Raw genomic sequence first — 12951 nt, 5'->3', positions numbered from 1 at the left:
GTGGGTAGCAGGCGCGTGGGCTGCCCGGTGCGTGCCGGGGCCGACATGGCCGGGCGTCGGCCGGGACCGGTCTCAGCTGACGTGCTGTTCCGTCTTCGGGGTCAGTGAGCGCTTCATCGCCTCGGCCTCCAGCAGGGCCTCCGCGTCCGCGACCGGCAGGGCCTTGAAGACCCAGGTGCGGTAGGACCAGAAGCGGAACAGCGTGCCCAGGCCGATGCCGACCACCTTGAAGATGTTGCGCTGCAGCGAGCTGTCCCAGCCGAAGCCGTAGATCGCGGCGTACAGCACACCGTTCTCGATCACCAGGCCGACCAGGCTGAAGACCAGGAACAGCGTGAGTTCCTTGGTCCGGGCGCCCTTGTCGCGGTCACGGTAGGTGAAGTACCGGAAGCCCAGATAGTTGACGCCGATGGCGACCACCGTGGCGATCACGTTCGCGCGCACCGCCTGCAGCGTGGTCAGATGCCACAGCAGGTTGGAGACGCCGAAGTTCACGACGGTGCCGAGGGCACCCACCGCACCGAACTTGGCGATCTCCTGTACGAGCCTTCGCAGCCCTGAGGAACCTTGTCCCATGGTCCTGAAGGCCCCCATCCGGGTCGTTGCGCCGTCGTTCTCGGCGTTCTCGGAGTTCTGCGGCTGTTCGCGCCGACTCAAGCCATGCTAACCACCCAGCCTCTCAATCTCCCGTGGATGAGTTCACGGGTCGGAAACAGCTTGGGAAGAGGGCGGGAAGAGGATGAAAAGTCCGGGAAGAGCCCGGTAAGAGGGCAAGATTTCGACCGGAAATCGGTCGCGCCCGCACGGCCGATACCCTAGGGGCGTGACGTTCCCGGTAGTCGGCATGGTCGGCGGGGGCCAGCTCGCGCGTATGACGCACGAGGCGGGCATCCCGCTGGGCATCAGGTTCAAGCTCCTCAGTGACACCCCTCAGGATTCCGCGGCGCAGGTCGTCGGCGATGTCGTCGTGGGCGACTATCGCGACCTCGACACGCTCCGCGCCTTCGCCCAGGGCTGCGACGTGATCACCTTCGATCACGAACACGTACCCACCGAGCACCTCCGGGCCCTGGAGGCGGACGGCATCCCCGTGCGCCCCGGCCCCGACGCGCTGGTGCACGCCCAGGACAAGGGCGTGATGCGCGCACGGCTGGACGCGCTCGGCATCCCCTGCCCCCGGCACCGGATCGTGAGCGACCCGGCCGACGTGGCTGCGTTCGCGGCGGAGGGCGACGGCTTCCCGGTCGTGCTCAAGACCGTCCGCGGCGGCTACGACGGCAAGGGCGTGTGGGTCGTGGACGGCGCGGAGGAGGCCGAGGACCCCTTCCGCGCCGGCGTCCCGGTCCTCGCCGAGGAGAAGGTCGACTACGTCCGCGAGCTCGCCGCGAACGTCGTCCGCTCCCCGCACGGCCAGGCCGTCGCCTACCCCGTCGTGGAGTCCCAGCAGGTCAACGGCGTGTGCGACACGGTCATCGCCCCGGCCCCCGGCCTCGACGAGACCCTGGCCCTGCGGGCCGAGGAGATGGCGCTGACCATCGCCAAGGAGCTGGGCGTCGTCGGCCACCTCGCCGTCGAGCTGTTCCAGACCCGCGACGGCCGCATCCTCGTCAACGAGCTGGCCATGCGCCCCCACAACTCGGGCCACTGGTCCCAGGACGGCGCGATCACCTCCCAGTTCGCCAACCACGTCCGCGCCGTCCTCGACCTCCCCCTCGGCGACCCGCGCCCCCGCGCGAAGTGGACGGTCATGGTCAACGTCCTCGGCGGCGACTACCCGGACATGTACTCCGCGTACCTGCACTGCATGGCCCGCGACCCCCAGCTGAAGATCCACATGTACGGCAAGGACGTGAAGCCCGGCCGCAAGGTGGGCCACGTCAACACCTACGGCGACGACCTGGACGACGTCCTCGAACGCGCACGTCACGCAGCCGGTTACCTGAGAGGCACGATCACCGAATGAGCCCCGTTGTAGGCATCGTCATGGGGTCGGACAGCGACTGGCCCGTCATGGAGGCCGCCGCCAAGGCACTCGACGAGTTCGAGATCGAGTACGAGGTCGACGTCGTCTCCGCGCACCGGATGCCGCGCGAGATGGTCACCTACGGCGAGCAGGCTGCCGAGCGGGGGCTGAAGGTGATCATCGCGGGCGCCGGCGGCGCCGCCCACCTGCCCGGCATGCTCGCCTCCGTCACCCCGCTCCCGGTGATCGGCGTCCCCGTGCCGCTGAAGTACCTCGACGGCATGGACTCCCTGCTCTCCATCGTGCAGATGCCGGCCGGTGTCCCGGTGGCCACGGTGTCCGTCGCCGGGGCCCGCAACGCCGGTCTGCTGGCGGCCAGGATCCTCGCCGCGCACGACGAGGACCTGCTGCAGCGGATGCGGGACTTCCAGCAGGATCTCAACGACCAGGCCACCGAGAAGGGCAAGCGGCTGCGCGCCAAGGTCGAGGGCAACGGCGGCGGCTTCGGCTTCGGGAAGTGACGTCCGTGAGCTTCCTGGACGAGGCCCGGGAACTCCTGCGCGAGTTCCCGGTCGTCGACGGCCACAACGACCTGCCCTACGCGCTGCGCGAGCAGGTCCGCTACGACCTCGCCGCCCGCGACATCGCCGTACCCCAGAACGCGCACCTGCACACCGACCTCCCGCGGCTGCGCGAGGGCGGGGTCGGGGCGCAGTACTGGTCGGTGTACGTGCGTTCGGACCTGCCGGACGCGGTGCCCGCGACGCTGGAGCAGATCGACTGCGTACGGCAGCTGCTGGCGCGGTATCCGGCCGACCTGGCGCCCGCGCTGACGGCCGCGGACATGGAGGCGGCGCGGGCCGAGGGCCGTATCGCCTCCCTGATGGGCGCCGAGGGCGGGCACTCGATCGCCAACTCGCTCGGCACCCTGCGCGGGCTGTACGCGCTGGGCGTCCGCTACATGACGCTCACCCACAACGACAACAACGACTGGGCGGACTCGGCCACCGACGAGCCCAGGGCCGGCGGCCTGACCGCCTTCGGCCGTGCCGTCGTGCGGGAGATGAACCGGCTCGGCATGCTCGTCGACCTCTCGCACGTGGCGGTGACGACCATGCGGGACGCGCTGGACGCCACCAGCGCGCCGGTGATCTTCTCGCACTCCTCCTCCCGGGCCGTCTGCGACCACCCCCGCAACATCCCGGACGACGTCCTCGAACGCCTCCCGGGCAACGGGGGCGTGGCGATGGTGACGTTCGTGCCGAAGTTCGTGCTGCAGGCGGCCGTTGACTGGACGGCCGCGGCCGACGAGAACCTGCGCTCCCACGGCTTCCACCACCTCGACACCGGCGAGGAGGCGATGAAGCTGCACCGCGCCTTCGAGGAGCGCAACCCGCGCCCGGTCGCCACCGTGGCGACCGTCGCCGACCACCTCGACCACATGCGCGAGGTCGCCGGCATCGATCACCTCGGCATCGGCGGCGACTACGACGGCACGGCCTTCACCCCCGACGGCCTGAACGACGTCTCCGGCTACCCCAACCTCGTCGCGGAACTGCTCGAGCGAGGCTGGTCGCCCTCGGACCTCGCCAAGCTGACCTGGCAGAACGCGGTACGGGTGCTGGGCGCCGCGGAGGACGTGGCCCGCGCTCTGCAGGCGACGCGGGGACCGTCGAACGCCACGATCGAGGAACTGGACGGCTGACCGGGCGGGCCGCCGGAGGGTCGCTGAACCGGCGGACCCCCGAACGCCCCACCCACCAGGAAGCCTTCCGGGCTCCGTGCGACGGTGACCGTATCCCTCGGGGACGACTGGGGACGACGATCACGACGTACGGAGCCCGCCATGGCAGACCTCCAGGACGAACTGCACGCCGCCGCCGAGGTCGGCACGCTCGACGGGCTGCCGGACCCTTTCGCGGCCGAGCCCTACACGCCCGTCTCCGATCCCGACGACGCGCCGCTGGAGCGCGCCCACGCCATCCTCGCCGCCCATCCCGTCGCCGACGGCTACAGCGGGCTGCCCTGGGCCCTCAGACATCTGCCCTGGTACGACCTGGAGCTCGGCGAGAGCTCCGTCGACACGGACGTGCCCCGGATGCGGGAGGGGCACGTCGGCGCCCTGTTCTGGTCGCTGCACCTGCCGGAGGGTCTCGCCGGGGACCGGGCCGTGGGGGCGACGCTGGAGCAGCTGGACCTGGTGAAGACCGTGGTGCAGGCCCATCCCGAGGGTCTGCGCCTGGCGTACGCGGCCGGGCAGCTCACCGACGCCCGCAACTGCGGCCGTGTCGCGGTCCTGCTGGGCCCCGCCGGGGCGGCGGCCCTCGGCGACTCCCTCGGCATCCTGCGCTCCCTGCACGCCCTCGGCCTGCGCGCGCTCACCCTGTCCGGCGCCAGCTGGGCGAGCGGGGCCGGGCTGACCCGGTTCGGCGAGGAGGTCGTGCGGGAGATGAACCGGCTCGGCGTCCTCGCCGACCTCTCCGGCGCCTCCGCCGACACCATCCGCCGTGTCTTCGCGGTCTCCAAGGCGCCGGTCGTCTTCACCCGCTCCGCCGCCCGCGCCCTGCGCCCCCACCCCGCGAACCTCCCCGACGACCTGCTCGCCGAGCTGGGCGCGGTCAAGGGCCTGTGCATGGTGCCGCTGACTGCCGAGCAGACCGGCCCGTTCGTCCGTGACGTCGCCGACCATCTCGACCACGTCCGCGAGGTCGCGGGCCCGGAGTGCGTCGCCCTGTCCGGGACCTACGACGCCGGCACCGCGCACCCGCAGGACCTCGGCGACGCCTCCTGCTATCCGCACCTCGTCGCCGAACTCCTGCACCGCGGCTGGTCCGAGCCCGATCTGGCCCTGCTGACCTGGGGCAACGCCCAGCGTGTCCTGCGCACCGCCGACTTCACGGCCCGCGCCGCCCAGCAGCGCCGCGAGCCGTCGACGGCGAAGATCGCCGACCTGGACGGATAGCCGTCCCCTGCGGGCCTACGGGTGCTCGATCCGGCAGAGGCAGAAGGGATGACCCGCCGGATCGGCGTACACCTGGAAGTCCTTCTTCTCCCGGTCCTCCAGGTCCAGCGGCCGCGCCCCCAGCGCCAGCACCTTCTCGTGCGCCGCGTCGATCTCCTCCCATGTCGAACCGGCGTCGAAGTCGAGGTGGAACTGCTGCGAGTTGCGGTCCGCGCGCGGCCACTCGGGCGGGGTGAGCCCCTCGGCCCGCTGGAAGGCGAGCCGCGGCCCGTCGGGGACCTGGAGGACGACCCACTCGTCGTCCTCGGCCTGGGGGGTGCCGCCGACGACCTGGGCGTAGAAGTCGGCGAGCGCGCGCGGGTCGGGGCAGTCGAGCACTACGGAACGCAAGCGGGCCACGGTCACGACGGTTCCTCCTGGTTCGGCACGGGGTTCGGCAAGCGGAGTTCAGTCGGCACAGAGGCAGAACGGGTGCCCGGCCGGGTCGGCGTAAACCCGGAAGCTGCTGCCGCCCTCCTCGGCCAGGGGCTTCGCCCCCAGCGCCAGCACCCCCTGCTCGGCTCGGTCGAGATCGTCGACGACCAGGTCCAGGTGGAACTGCTGCGAGTGCTCGGCGGAGGGCCACCGCGGCGGTACGAATCCCTCGGCGGCCTGGAAGGCCAGCGGCTGACCGCCGGGCACCTTCAGGTCCACCCACTCTCCTTCTCCCTCGACCGTGCCGCCCAGGATCTCGGCGTAGAACCCGGCGAGCGCGCGCGGATCGGGACAGTCCAGGACGACGGCGCCCAGCTTGGCGAGTGCCATGACTTCCTCCTGTTACCTGTAGAAGGCTTCATCCAGTAACGGTTACTGCATGCTGCCGCATTGGCGGTAACGTCGCAAGGGTGAGTGACAGATCGGCCGCACCGGGAAGCCTGGCCCTGGTGGAGGCCCTGGTGAACACGCTGGACATCGAGTCAGGGGCGGACGCGCTCGACACGGTGGACGGCCGCGCGCCGTTCGGCCTGACCCCGGACGAGGTCCCCGCCGCGCGCGAACTGCGCGAGTCCCTGCGCGCCACGCTGCTCGCCCACGCCGGTCATCCGCCGCACGCGCCGGTCACACCCCTGGACGACCTGCTCGCGTCCGCGCCGCTGCGGGTCAAGGTCGACCCGGAGGACGGCTCCGCCACCCTCGCCCCCGCCGACGCCGGCCCGCTCCGCTCCCGGGTCGCCGCCGCCGTCGCCGAGTCACTCGTCAACGGCACCTGGACCCGCCTGAAGGCCTGCGAGAGCGGGACCTGCCACTGGGCGTACTACGACCGCAGCCCGGCCGGGCGCGGCCGCTGGTGCTCGATGCAGGTGTGCGGGGCGCGGGCGAAGATGCGGCGGTACCGCGCCAAGTAGTCCCGCACCCATTCCCCGGCCGCCGCACAGGCCGGTGGTGCAGAATGCAACAAGACGCCGGTTCGGCCGACTGAGCCTCGGCCGAACCGGCGTCGCCTTCTGATTGCTCGTTCGCCTCCGGGGCCCTTTCAGCCGCGCCCCTGCGCGCCTCTACGCCGTGGGGCGACCCATGGCCCGGTACGTCCAGCCGGCCTTCCGCCACAGTGCCGGGTCCAGGGCGTTGCGGCCGTCCAGCACGACCCGCGCCGCCACGACCTCGCCGAGCGCCGCCGGGTCCAGTTCGCGGAACTCCCGCCACTCCGTCAGATGCAGGACGACGTCGGCGCCGCGCACCGCGTCCAGCGCCGTGTCCGCGTAGCCGAGGGTCGGGAAGACCCTGCGGGCGTTGTCCATGCCCTTCGGGTCGTACACCGTGACCTGGCCGCCCTGCAGATGGATCTGGCCGGCCACGTTCAGCGCGGGGGAGTCGCGCACGTCGTCCGAGTCCGGCTTGAAGGTCGCGCCGAGCACCGCGACCCGCTTGCCCAGGAACGGGCCCCCGCCCAGCACCTGCCGGGCCAGCTCCACCATCTGCCCGCGCTGCCGCATGTTGATCGAGTCGATCTCGCGCAGGAAGGTCAGCGCCTGGTCCGCGCCCAGCTCACCCGCCCGCGCCATGAACGCCCGGATGTCCTTGGGCAGACAGCCGCCGCCGAAACCGATGCCGGCCCGCAGGAACTTCCGGCCGATCCGGTCGTCGTACCCGATCGCCTCGGCGAGCTTGGCGACGTCGCCGCCGGACGCCTCGCACATCTCGGCCATCGCGTTGATGAAGGAGATCTTGGTGGCCAGGAAGGAGTTCGCGGAGGTCTTCACCAGCTCCGCCGTCGGAAAGTCCGTCACCACGAACGGTGTGCCCTCGGCGAGCGGCGTCGCGTACACCTGCCGCAGCAGCTTCTCGGCCCGCTCACTGCGCACGCCGACCACGATCCGGTCGGGGTGCAGGGTGTCGTCCACCGCGAAGCCCTCCCGCAGGAACTCCGGGTTCCAGGCGAGCTCGGCGTTCTCGCCGGCGGGGGCGTTCTCGGCGAGGAAGCGGGCGAGCCGCTCCGCCGTCCCGACGGGCACGGTCGACTTGCCGACGACCAGGGCGGGCCGGGTCAGATGCGGGGCGAGGGAGGCGAAGGCGGACTCGACGTACGACATGTCCGCCGCGTACTCGCCGTGCCGCTGCGGGGTGTTGATGCACAGGAAGTGCACGTCGCCGAAGGCCCCCACCTCGGCCCAGTCCATCGTGAAGCGCAGCCGCCCCGTCGATCCCTCGATGCCGGCGACGTGGCGGCGCAGCAGCTCCTCCAGCCCCGGCTCGTACATCGGGGCCTCGCCGCGCTCCAGCTTCTCGATCTTCTCGGGCACGACGTCAAGGCCCAGCACCTCGAACCCCAGCTCGGCCATGGCCGCGGCGTGGGTGGCGCCGAGGTAGCCGGTGCCGATCACGGTGATCTTGAGGCTCATGGGGGCTCCAGTGGGGACGTGGTTCGCTGCGCTGCCCGAGCATATCCGGGGCATGCCACAGGCCTTCAGCGGGCAACTTTCCCGCTGTCGCCAAGCTCACGTATCACTCCCGTGGGCCGCCCCCTAAAATTTGAGTTACTTAACGGTAATTAGCGTCGGCAAGCGCAGTTTCTTTGGAGCGTGAGACACCTTGGCCGGATCGGCTGACTTCGACCTGTACCGCCCGTCCGAGGAGCACGACATGCTCCGTGACGCCGTCCGCTCCCTGGCCGAGGCGAAGATCGCGCCGTACGCCGCCGCGGTGGACGAGGAGGCCCGCTTCCCGCGCGAGGCCCTCGAGGCCCTGGTCGCGAACGACCTGCACGCCGTGCACGTACCCGAGGAGTACGGCGGCGCGGGCGCGGACGCGCTGGCCACGGTCATCGTGATCGAGGAGGTGGCCCGCGTCTGCGCCTCCTCCTCCCTGATCCCGGCCGTGAACAAGCTGGGCTCCCTGCCCGTCATCCTCTCCGGCTCCGAAGAGCTGAAGAAGAAGTACATGACCCCGCTCGCCAAGGGCGACGGCATGTTCTCCTACTGCCTCTCCGAGCCGGACGCGGGCTCCGACGCGGCCGGCATGAAGACGAAGGCCGTGCGCGACGGCGACCACTACGTGCTCAACGGCGTCAAGCGCTGGATCACCAACGCCGGCGAGTCCGAGTACTACACGGTGATGGCCGTGACGGACCCCGAGAAGCGCTCCAAGGGCATCTCGGCCTTCGTCGTCGAGAAGTCCGACGAGGGCGTCTCCTTCGGCGCCCCGGAGAAGAAGCTCGGCATCAAGGGCTCCCCGACCCGCGAGGTCTACCTGGACAACGTCCGCATCCCCGCGGACCGCATGATCGGCGAGGAGGGCACCGGCTTCGCCACGGCGATGAAGACGCTGGACCACACCCGCATCACCATCGCCGCCCAGGCCCTCGGCATCGCCCAGGGCGCCCTCGACTACGCCAAGGGCTACGTCCAGGAGCGCAAGCAGTTCGGCAAGCCGATCGCCGACTTCCAGGGCATCCAGTTCATGCTCGCCGACATGGCCATGAAGATCTCGGCGGCCCGCGCCCTCACCTACCAGGCCGCGGCCGCCTCGCAGCGCGTCGACCGCGACCTGACCTTCCAGGGCGCCGCCGCGAAGTGCTTCGCCTCGGACGTGGCGATGGAGGTCACCACGGACGCCGTCCAACTGCTCGGCGGGTACGGCTACACCCGCGACTACCCGGTGGAGCGCATGATGCGCGACGCGAAGATCACGCAAATTTATGAGGGCACGAACCAAGTCCAGCGGATCGTCATGGCGAGGAACCTGCCCTAGCAGGGTTTTTGCAGGTCAGAAGCTGTTTCGAAGGTCCGGAGGGACACCCTCGGCCTTCTGTCCATTGCGGCCCGATCAGGACCGTTCGTGGGCGTCATGCTGGGGGAATCCTGGGCAGATGCCGGACTGAAAACAGCCACTGACCTGCCCAAACAACACAGCCCCCGGCGCGACGCCGGGGGCTGTTGCCGTACGCGTATCAGGCGACCTCTGATGCCTCCGTCGGGTCGTCGGCGCCGGGCGTCAACATCGTTGCGATGGCGGCCCGGCCGCGCTGCTCGGCCCCTTCGAAGATGTAGTGGTAGTGCTCCCTCAGCACGTCCGTACTGCTGTGGCCCATCCAGTCGGCCACATCGTTCTCGGGGACTCCGGCGTACAGCAGCCGCGACCCGTAGTAGTGCCGGAGTGAGTGCGCCTTGCAGTACTTCACCTGTCCCTTGCCCAGAGCCTCCATCCAGATTTTCGGGTAGAAGTACGACGCGTAGAGGTAGCCGGTCCGCGTCACGTTGGGGAAGAGAAGCCGCTCCGGCCCCCATACGCCGTGGTTCTTGATGTGCCGCCGAAGCTCGAAGGCGACGTTCGGCGGGAGGGGGACGGAACGCCCTGGCTCGCCTTCGTCACGAGCCTTGATGTGCCGACGTTGGATCGCGCTGTTCTTCCCCGACGCGGTGTCTCCGTCCTCCGCAATCTGGAAGTCGACGCGAAGCGTCTCGGCCTTGAAGTCGATCTGATCGCGGGACACCGCCATGGCCTCACCCAGCCGCAGGCCGCACCCGGCCATGAGCCACAGCATCGCGCGGTAACGCGGAGGGGCGGCATCCAGCATCGCCAGGACTTCCCGCGTCGTGAGCCGCCTTGCGGTGCTCTTCTGCTCCCGGATCTCCTTGGCGCGGCTTCCGGCGCCCTTGACCTTCTTGCACGGGTTCCGGCCGATGATCTCGTTAACGACAGCCCAGTCCATCATCCCGGAGAAGAACGAGAATCGCTGACGGCGTGTGCGGGCGGAGAGCTTCCGGTCCTGCTCCATCCACAAGAGCCACTGCTCAACGTCTGCGACCTTCAGGGACACGATGGAACGGGCCTTGAAGAACGGCTCAATGGTCGTGTTGAGGATGGACCGGTACTGCTTCTTGGTGCTGTTCTCCAGCTTCCTTTGATTGGTCCACTGCTCCCACACGGCCGTCACGGGCTGCTTGCCCAAGCGGTCGTCCAGGTAGGTCCCGGCGTCGAGTTCCTGTTCCTTGCCCTTGCGCTGGTCGTCAGCCCGCTTCTTGGTCTCGAACGTCTTCTGTCGCTGCTTGCCGTCCGGGTCGTACCAAAACGTCGTCCACTTCTTCGGGTCGTCCTTTGACCGCGCGACCCATGCCCTTGCCACTGAAGCGGCCCCCTCCTGCTGCTGCCGACGTACGGGCCCGCCCCGCCGTCGCGCCGGTGATTCCCCGGCGCCGTTCCAAGTTTGCGCACTGACCACCCTGGGTTGTCAACACAGGGTGGCACACCCTGGGTGTGCTAACTTGAGTGATATGGAAGCGGATGACAGCGGGTTCGAGATCACTCAGCAGCAAGGCGCCTGGGTGGTCCACATGTGGTGGCCCGTAGGACCGATCAACGGGGGACCGCAGCGGATCACCATCCAGCCGGCCGAAGGTGCCCCGGCTCGTGAGGTGGCACGGGGTATCTCGACCACTGTCCTGCGCAGGCTCGACATGGCCGCCGCGTTGGAATTGGCCAAGCAGGCTCCCGAAGCTCAGCGGACGTTGGAGGAACTGGCAGGGAAGGTGAATGAGATGGGAGAGGCGGCGAGGCTCGCCCTGGAGGGCGAAGGCGTCTCAGAGCGGTACTTGACCTTGCTTGTAGCCACGTACACCGTCATGGCGGATTTTGGGGCTCCTGCGCCCATTCCATGGCTGGCCCGGCTCATCGGCCGCCGACCTGAGACGGTGAAGGATCACCTGAAGCGGGCCAGAAGGGACGGCTTCCTGACCACAGTTGCCGGTAAGGCGGGTGGCGAGTTGACGGACAAGGCCAAAGCCATACTTGAGGAAATGGCTGAATCAGGTAGCCAACACGGCTGAAGCACCTAGCACTTCATACGCATTGAGCCCCCGATGGTCTTCGGGGGCTTTCTTGTTTCTTGGAGGATGAATGGCGTACCCGAGACTGATGACCGTTGACAAGACGGGTCGGCCGGCCACCGTTTTCACACTCCGCGGTGACGATTCCGAGTCCGAGCCAGAACCGGTCCTCCATTCTTCCAGGTGGCGCCAGTTGACGTCTACACCGGCTGCATGGGTGCCCTGGTGAGCGAGTACGTGGTGAAACCGCACCGATGAGAGGGCGCAAGTCCTGCGAGCAACCGCGCGGTCCGGGCAGGGACTGAGAGTCCGGTGTTCATACCTTGTTCGCGACCACCATGTAGTTCTCGGCCTCCAGATCGAACGTGCTCAGTTCCGTCTGGAGTCCGACCCCGTGCAACTCGACTTCGAGTTCCTCGTACCGGTAGGGCCAGCAGGACAGCAGTTCCGAGCGGACAAGAACCAACCCGGTCGCATCAACTTGCGCGATCGCAATCTCGATGTGGTGCTCCTCCTCCCAATGCGGCGCAATCTCCCAGCGGTAGACCACGATGGCATCGCGGCCGTTCCGGCGGACGAGTCGGTCACTGATGTCCAGCCGGGAACCTCTGGCCCTCACGAGTTCCCAAGTACGGGAGGTGAGTACCAAGCGCCCGCCGGGACGCAGAAGCCGCGACATCGACTCCAGAGCAGCAACCCTGCCTCTCGCCCCCACGGCATGGTGCAGCGAGTTGCCAACGCAGAACACCATGTCGAACGTGTTGTCCTGGAAATGGTCGGGCAACTCTTCCCAGTTCGCCCGTACGGCCCGGACGGATGCCCCGAACTCCTCAGACAACTCTGCAGTCCGACGAACCATCGTTTCGCTGGCGTCAGTTGCGACAACCTGCATGCCACGACCGGCGAGGCCAACAGCCAACTGTCCGGTTCCGCACGAACAGTCGAGGACGTGAGCGTTCGACGGCAGGAGATTGAGGACGTCATCGAACGACGCAGCGAACTCGGCTGGAGCCAGCTTTGCATCCGAGATGAGCCACTCGTACACCTCGGCAAGCGTGTTATAGCCCGTCACAACTACTACCTCCGTCACGCGGCAGACTCACGGCAGGACGTCAGTTCATCAGCGGAGCAAGCCGGGCACCAATGGTTTTCGCAAGGTGGCTCTGATGGTGTTTGTGGGTTGTCAGTTGTCCGCCTGAGTGGATGTCATCGGCTGGTTAGCTGAGAAGTTGTTCGTGAGGTAACTCTGCGCCGCAGCCGGCCAGCGCGGAGCGTGAACAGAACCGCGCAACGGTTGTCCAGCTTGATGCTTACCGACCAGCACCCAAGCCTGCGCCGGAACCGAAGCGACCGGAACCGCTCGGGGACACGAATCCCTTCCTTGCGCTGCTCTAGGCAAACCAAGAAGGCCCCGTCCATTCGGACGGGGCCTTTCACTGTTTCGACTACGCGACTGGGCAGGCCGCTCCAGGAAGCGCACGATTCGGGGAGCACGTCACCACTGCCAGGGACAGATACGAGGGACGTTCCAGATAGAAGCCGTACGACACATCAGCGCCCGAGTGCAGGTGTTCGGCAGCAGAGACCACCAGGCGGGCTAGCGCGTGTTTTGAAAGTCGGCTCCCTTCCTCGTCCCGTGCCGTGATGATCTGTATGTGGGGCGAGGGGATCTTTCTGACGAGCAGTGGGCGGTGCTGGAGCCGTTGTTGCCGGTCGCGGTGTTG

At 68.6% G+C, this 12951-nt stretch carries 13 protein-coding genes; 7 read left to right on the top strand and 6 right to left on the bottom strand.

Going from position 1 to position 12951, the window contains the following annotated elements:
• Positions 1-72: 72 nt before the first annotated feature.
• A complete protein-coding gene (locus GRC12_RS33600; RefSeq protein WP_133046027.1) occupies positions 73-576 on the bottom strand; it encodes a GtrA family protein in 504 nt (167 codons plus the stop codon).
• Positions 577-823: 247 nt separating this feature from the next.
• Here GRC12_RS33600 and GRC12_RS33595 point away from each other — a divergent pair, with 247 nt between their 5' ends.
• From GRC12_RS33595 to GRC12_RS33580, 4 genes are all read left to right on the top strand, one after another.
• Positions 824-1963 (top strand): 5-(carboxyamino)imidazole ribonucleotide synthase, encoded by a 1140-nt coding sequence (locus tag GRC12_RS33595; protein ID WP_208783523.1) that lies wholly within the window; start codon positions 824-826, stop codon positions 1961-1963.
• Complete coding sequence (gene purE, locus GRC12_RS33590) at positions 1960-2484, top strand: 5-(carboxyamino)imidazole ribonucleotide mutase (protein WP_208783521.1); 525 nt, start codon at positions 1960-1962, stop codon at positions 2482-2484. The genes GRC12_RS33595 and purE overlap by 4 nt, the downstream gene beginning before the upstream one ends.
• Positions 2485-2489: 5 nt before the next feature.
• Positions 2490-3668 (top strand): dipeptidase, encoded by a 1179-nt coding sequence (locus GRC12_RS33585; protein WP_439959919.1) that lies wholly within the window; start codon positions 2490-2492, stop codon positions 3666-3668.
• Between the two features lie 141 nt (positions 3669-3809).
• Positions 3810-4925, top strand: a complete 1116-nt coding sequence (locus GRC12_RS33580; RefSeq protein ID WP_208783518.1) for a dipeptidase — start codon at positions 3810-3812, stop codon at positions 4923-4925.
• A gap of 15 nt (positions 4926-4940) precedes the next feature.
• Here GRC12_RS33580 and GRC12_RS33575 read toward each other — a convergent pair whose 3' ends face one another.
• Both GRC12_RS33575 and GRC12_RS33570 read right to left on the bottom strand, forming a co-directional pair.
• The gene (locus GRC12_RS33575; protein WP_208783527.1) at positions 4941-5324 is read right to left on the bottom strand and encodes a VOC family protein; all 384 of its coding nucleotides are present in this window, start codon (positions 5322-5324) and stop codon (positions 4941-4943) included.
• 48 nt (positions 5325-5372) lie between these two features.
• Positions 5373-5729: a VOC family protein gene (locus GRC12_RS33570; protein ID WP_208783516.1), complete on the bottom strand. Its 357-nt coding sequence runs from the start codon at positions 5727-5729 to the stop codon at positions 5373-5375.
• Between the two features lie 80 nt (positions 5730-5809).
• Between GRC12_RS33570 and GRC12_RS33565 the strand changes: the two genes are divergently transcribed.
• Positions 5810-6310 (top strand): CGNR zinc finger domain-containing protein, encoded by a 501-nt coding sequence (locus GRC12_RS33565; RefSeq protein WP_208783514.1) that lies wholly within the window; start codon positions 5810-5812, stop codon positions 6308-6310.
• 150 nt (positions 6311-6460) lie between these two features.
• Here GRC12_RS33565 and GRC12_RS33560 read toward each other — a convergent pair whose 3' ends face one another.
• Positions 6461-7804 (bottom strand): UDP-glucose dehydrogenase family protein, encoded by a 1344-nt coding sequence (locus GRC12_RS33560; RefSeq protein WP_208783512.1) that lies wholly within the window; start codon positions 7802-7804, stop codon positions 6461-6463.
• Positions 7805-7994: 190 nt separating this feature from the next.
• On the opposite strand from GRC12_RS33560, the gene GRC12_RS33555 reads away from it, so the two are divergent.
• The gene (locus GRC12_RS33555) at positions 7995-9152 is read left to right on the top strand and encodes an acyl-CoA dehydrogenase (protein ID WP_280117554.1); all 1158 of its coding nucleotides are present in this window, start codon (positions 7995-7997) and stop codon (positions 9150-9152) included.
• A gap of 199 nt (positions 9153-9351) precedes the next feature.
• Here GRC12_RS33555 and GRC12_RS33550 read toward each other — a convergent pair whose 3' ends face one another.
• Complete coding sequence (locus tag GRC12_RS33550; RefSeq protein WP_208783507.1) at positions 9352-10527, bottom strand: tyrosine-type recombinase/integrase; 1176 nt, start codon at positions 10525-10527, stop codon at positions 9352-9354.
• Positions 10528-10675: 148 nt separating this feature from the next.
• Here GRC12_RS33550 and GRC12_RS33545 point away from each other — a divergent pair, with 148 nt between their 5' ends.
• Complete coding sequence (locus GRC12_RS33545; protein WP_208783504.1) at positions 10676-11227, top strand: hypothetical protein; 552 nt, start codon at positions 10676-10678, stop codon at positions 11225-11227.
• A 316-nt stretch (positions 11228-11543) separates the two neighbouring features.
• Here GRC12_RS33545 and GRC12_RS33540 read toward each other — a convergent pair whose 3' ends face one another.
• On the bottom strand, positions 11544-12299 hold the full coding sequence (locus GRC12_RS33540; protein WP_208783525.1) for a class I SAM-dependent methyltransferase: 756 nt from the start codon (positions 12297-12299) through the stop codon (positions 11544-11546).
• Positions 12300-12951 lie beyond the last annotated feature (652 nt).

Origin of the sequence: Streptomyces griseorubiginosus (genome assembly GCF_017614965.1) — a bacterium.
GTDB lineage: Bacteria > Actinomycetota > Actinomycetes > Streptomycetales > Streptomycetaceae > Streptomyces > Streptomyces griseorubiginosus_B.
This window is presented reverse-complemented; position numbering and strand designations above follow the sequence as displayed.

Bases quoted from the DNA above. Each gene is read 5' to 3' on its own strand.
- GRC12_RS33600 (WP_133046027.1), bottom strand. From the start codon at position 576: ATGGGACAAGGTTCCTCAGGGCTGCGAAGGCTCGTACAGGAGATCGCC.
- purE (WP_208783521.1), top strand. From the start codon at position 1,960: ATGAGCCCCGTTGTAGGCATCGTCATGGGGTCGGACAGCGACTGGCCC.
- GRC12_RS33580 (WP_208783518.1), top strand. From the start codon at position 3,810: ATGGCAGACCTCCAGGACGAACTGCACGCCGCCGCCGAGGTCGGCACG.
- GRC12_RS33570 (WP_208783516.1), bottom strand. From the start codon at position 5,729: ATGGCACTCGCCAAGCTGGGCGCCGTCGTCCTGGACTGTCCCGATCCG.
- GRC12_RS33560 (WP_208783512.1), bottom strand. From the start codon at position 7,804: ATGAGCCTCAAGATCACCGTGATCGGCACCGGCTACCTCGGCGCCACC.
- GRC12_RS33545 (WP_208783504.1), top strand. From the start codon at position 10,676: ATGGAAGCGGATGACAGCGGGTTCGAGATCACTCAGCAGCAAGGCGCC.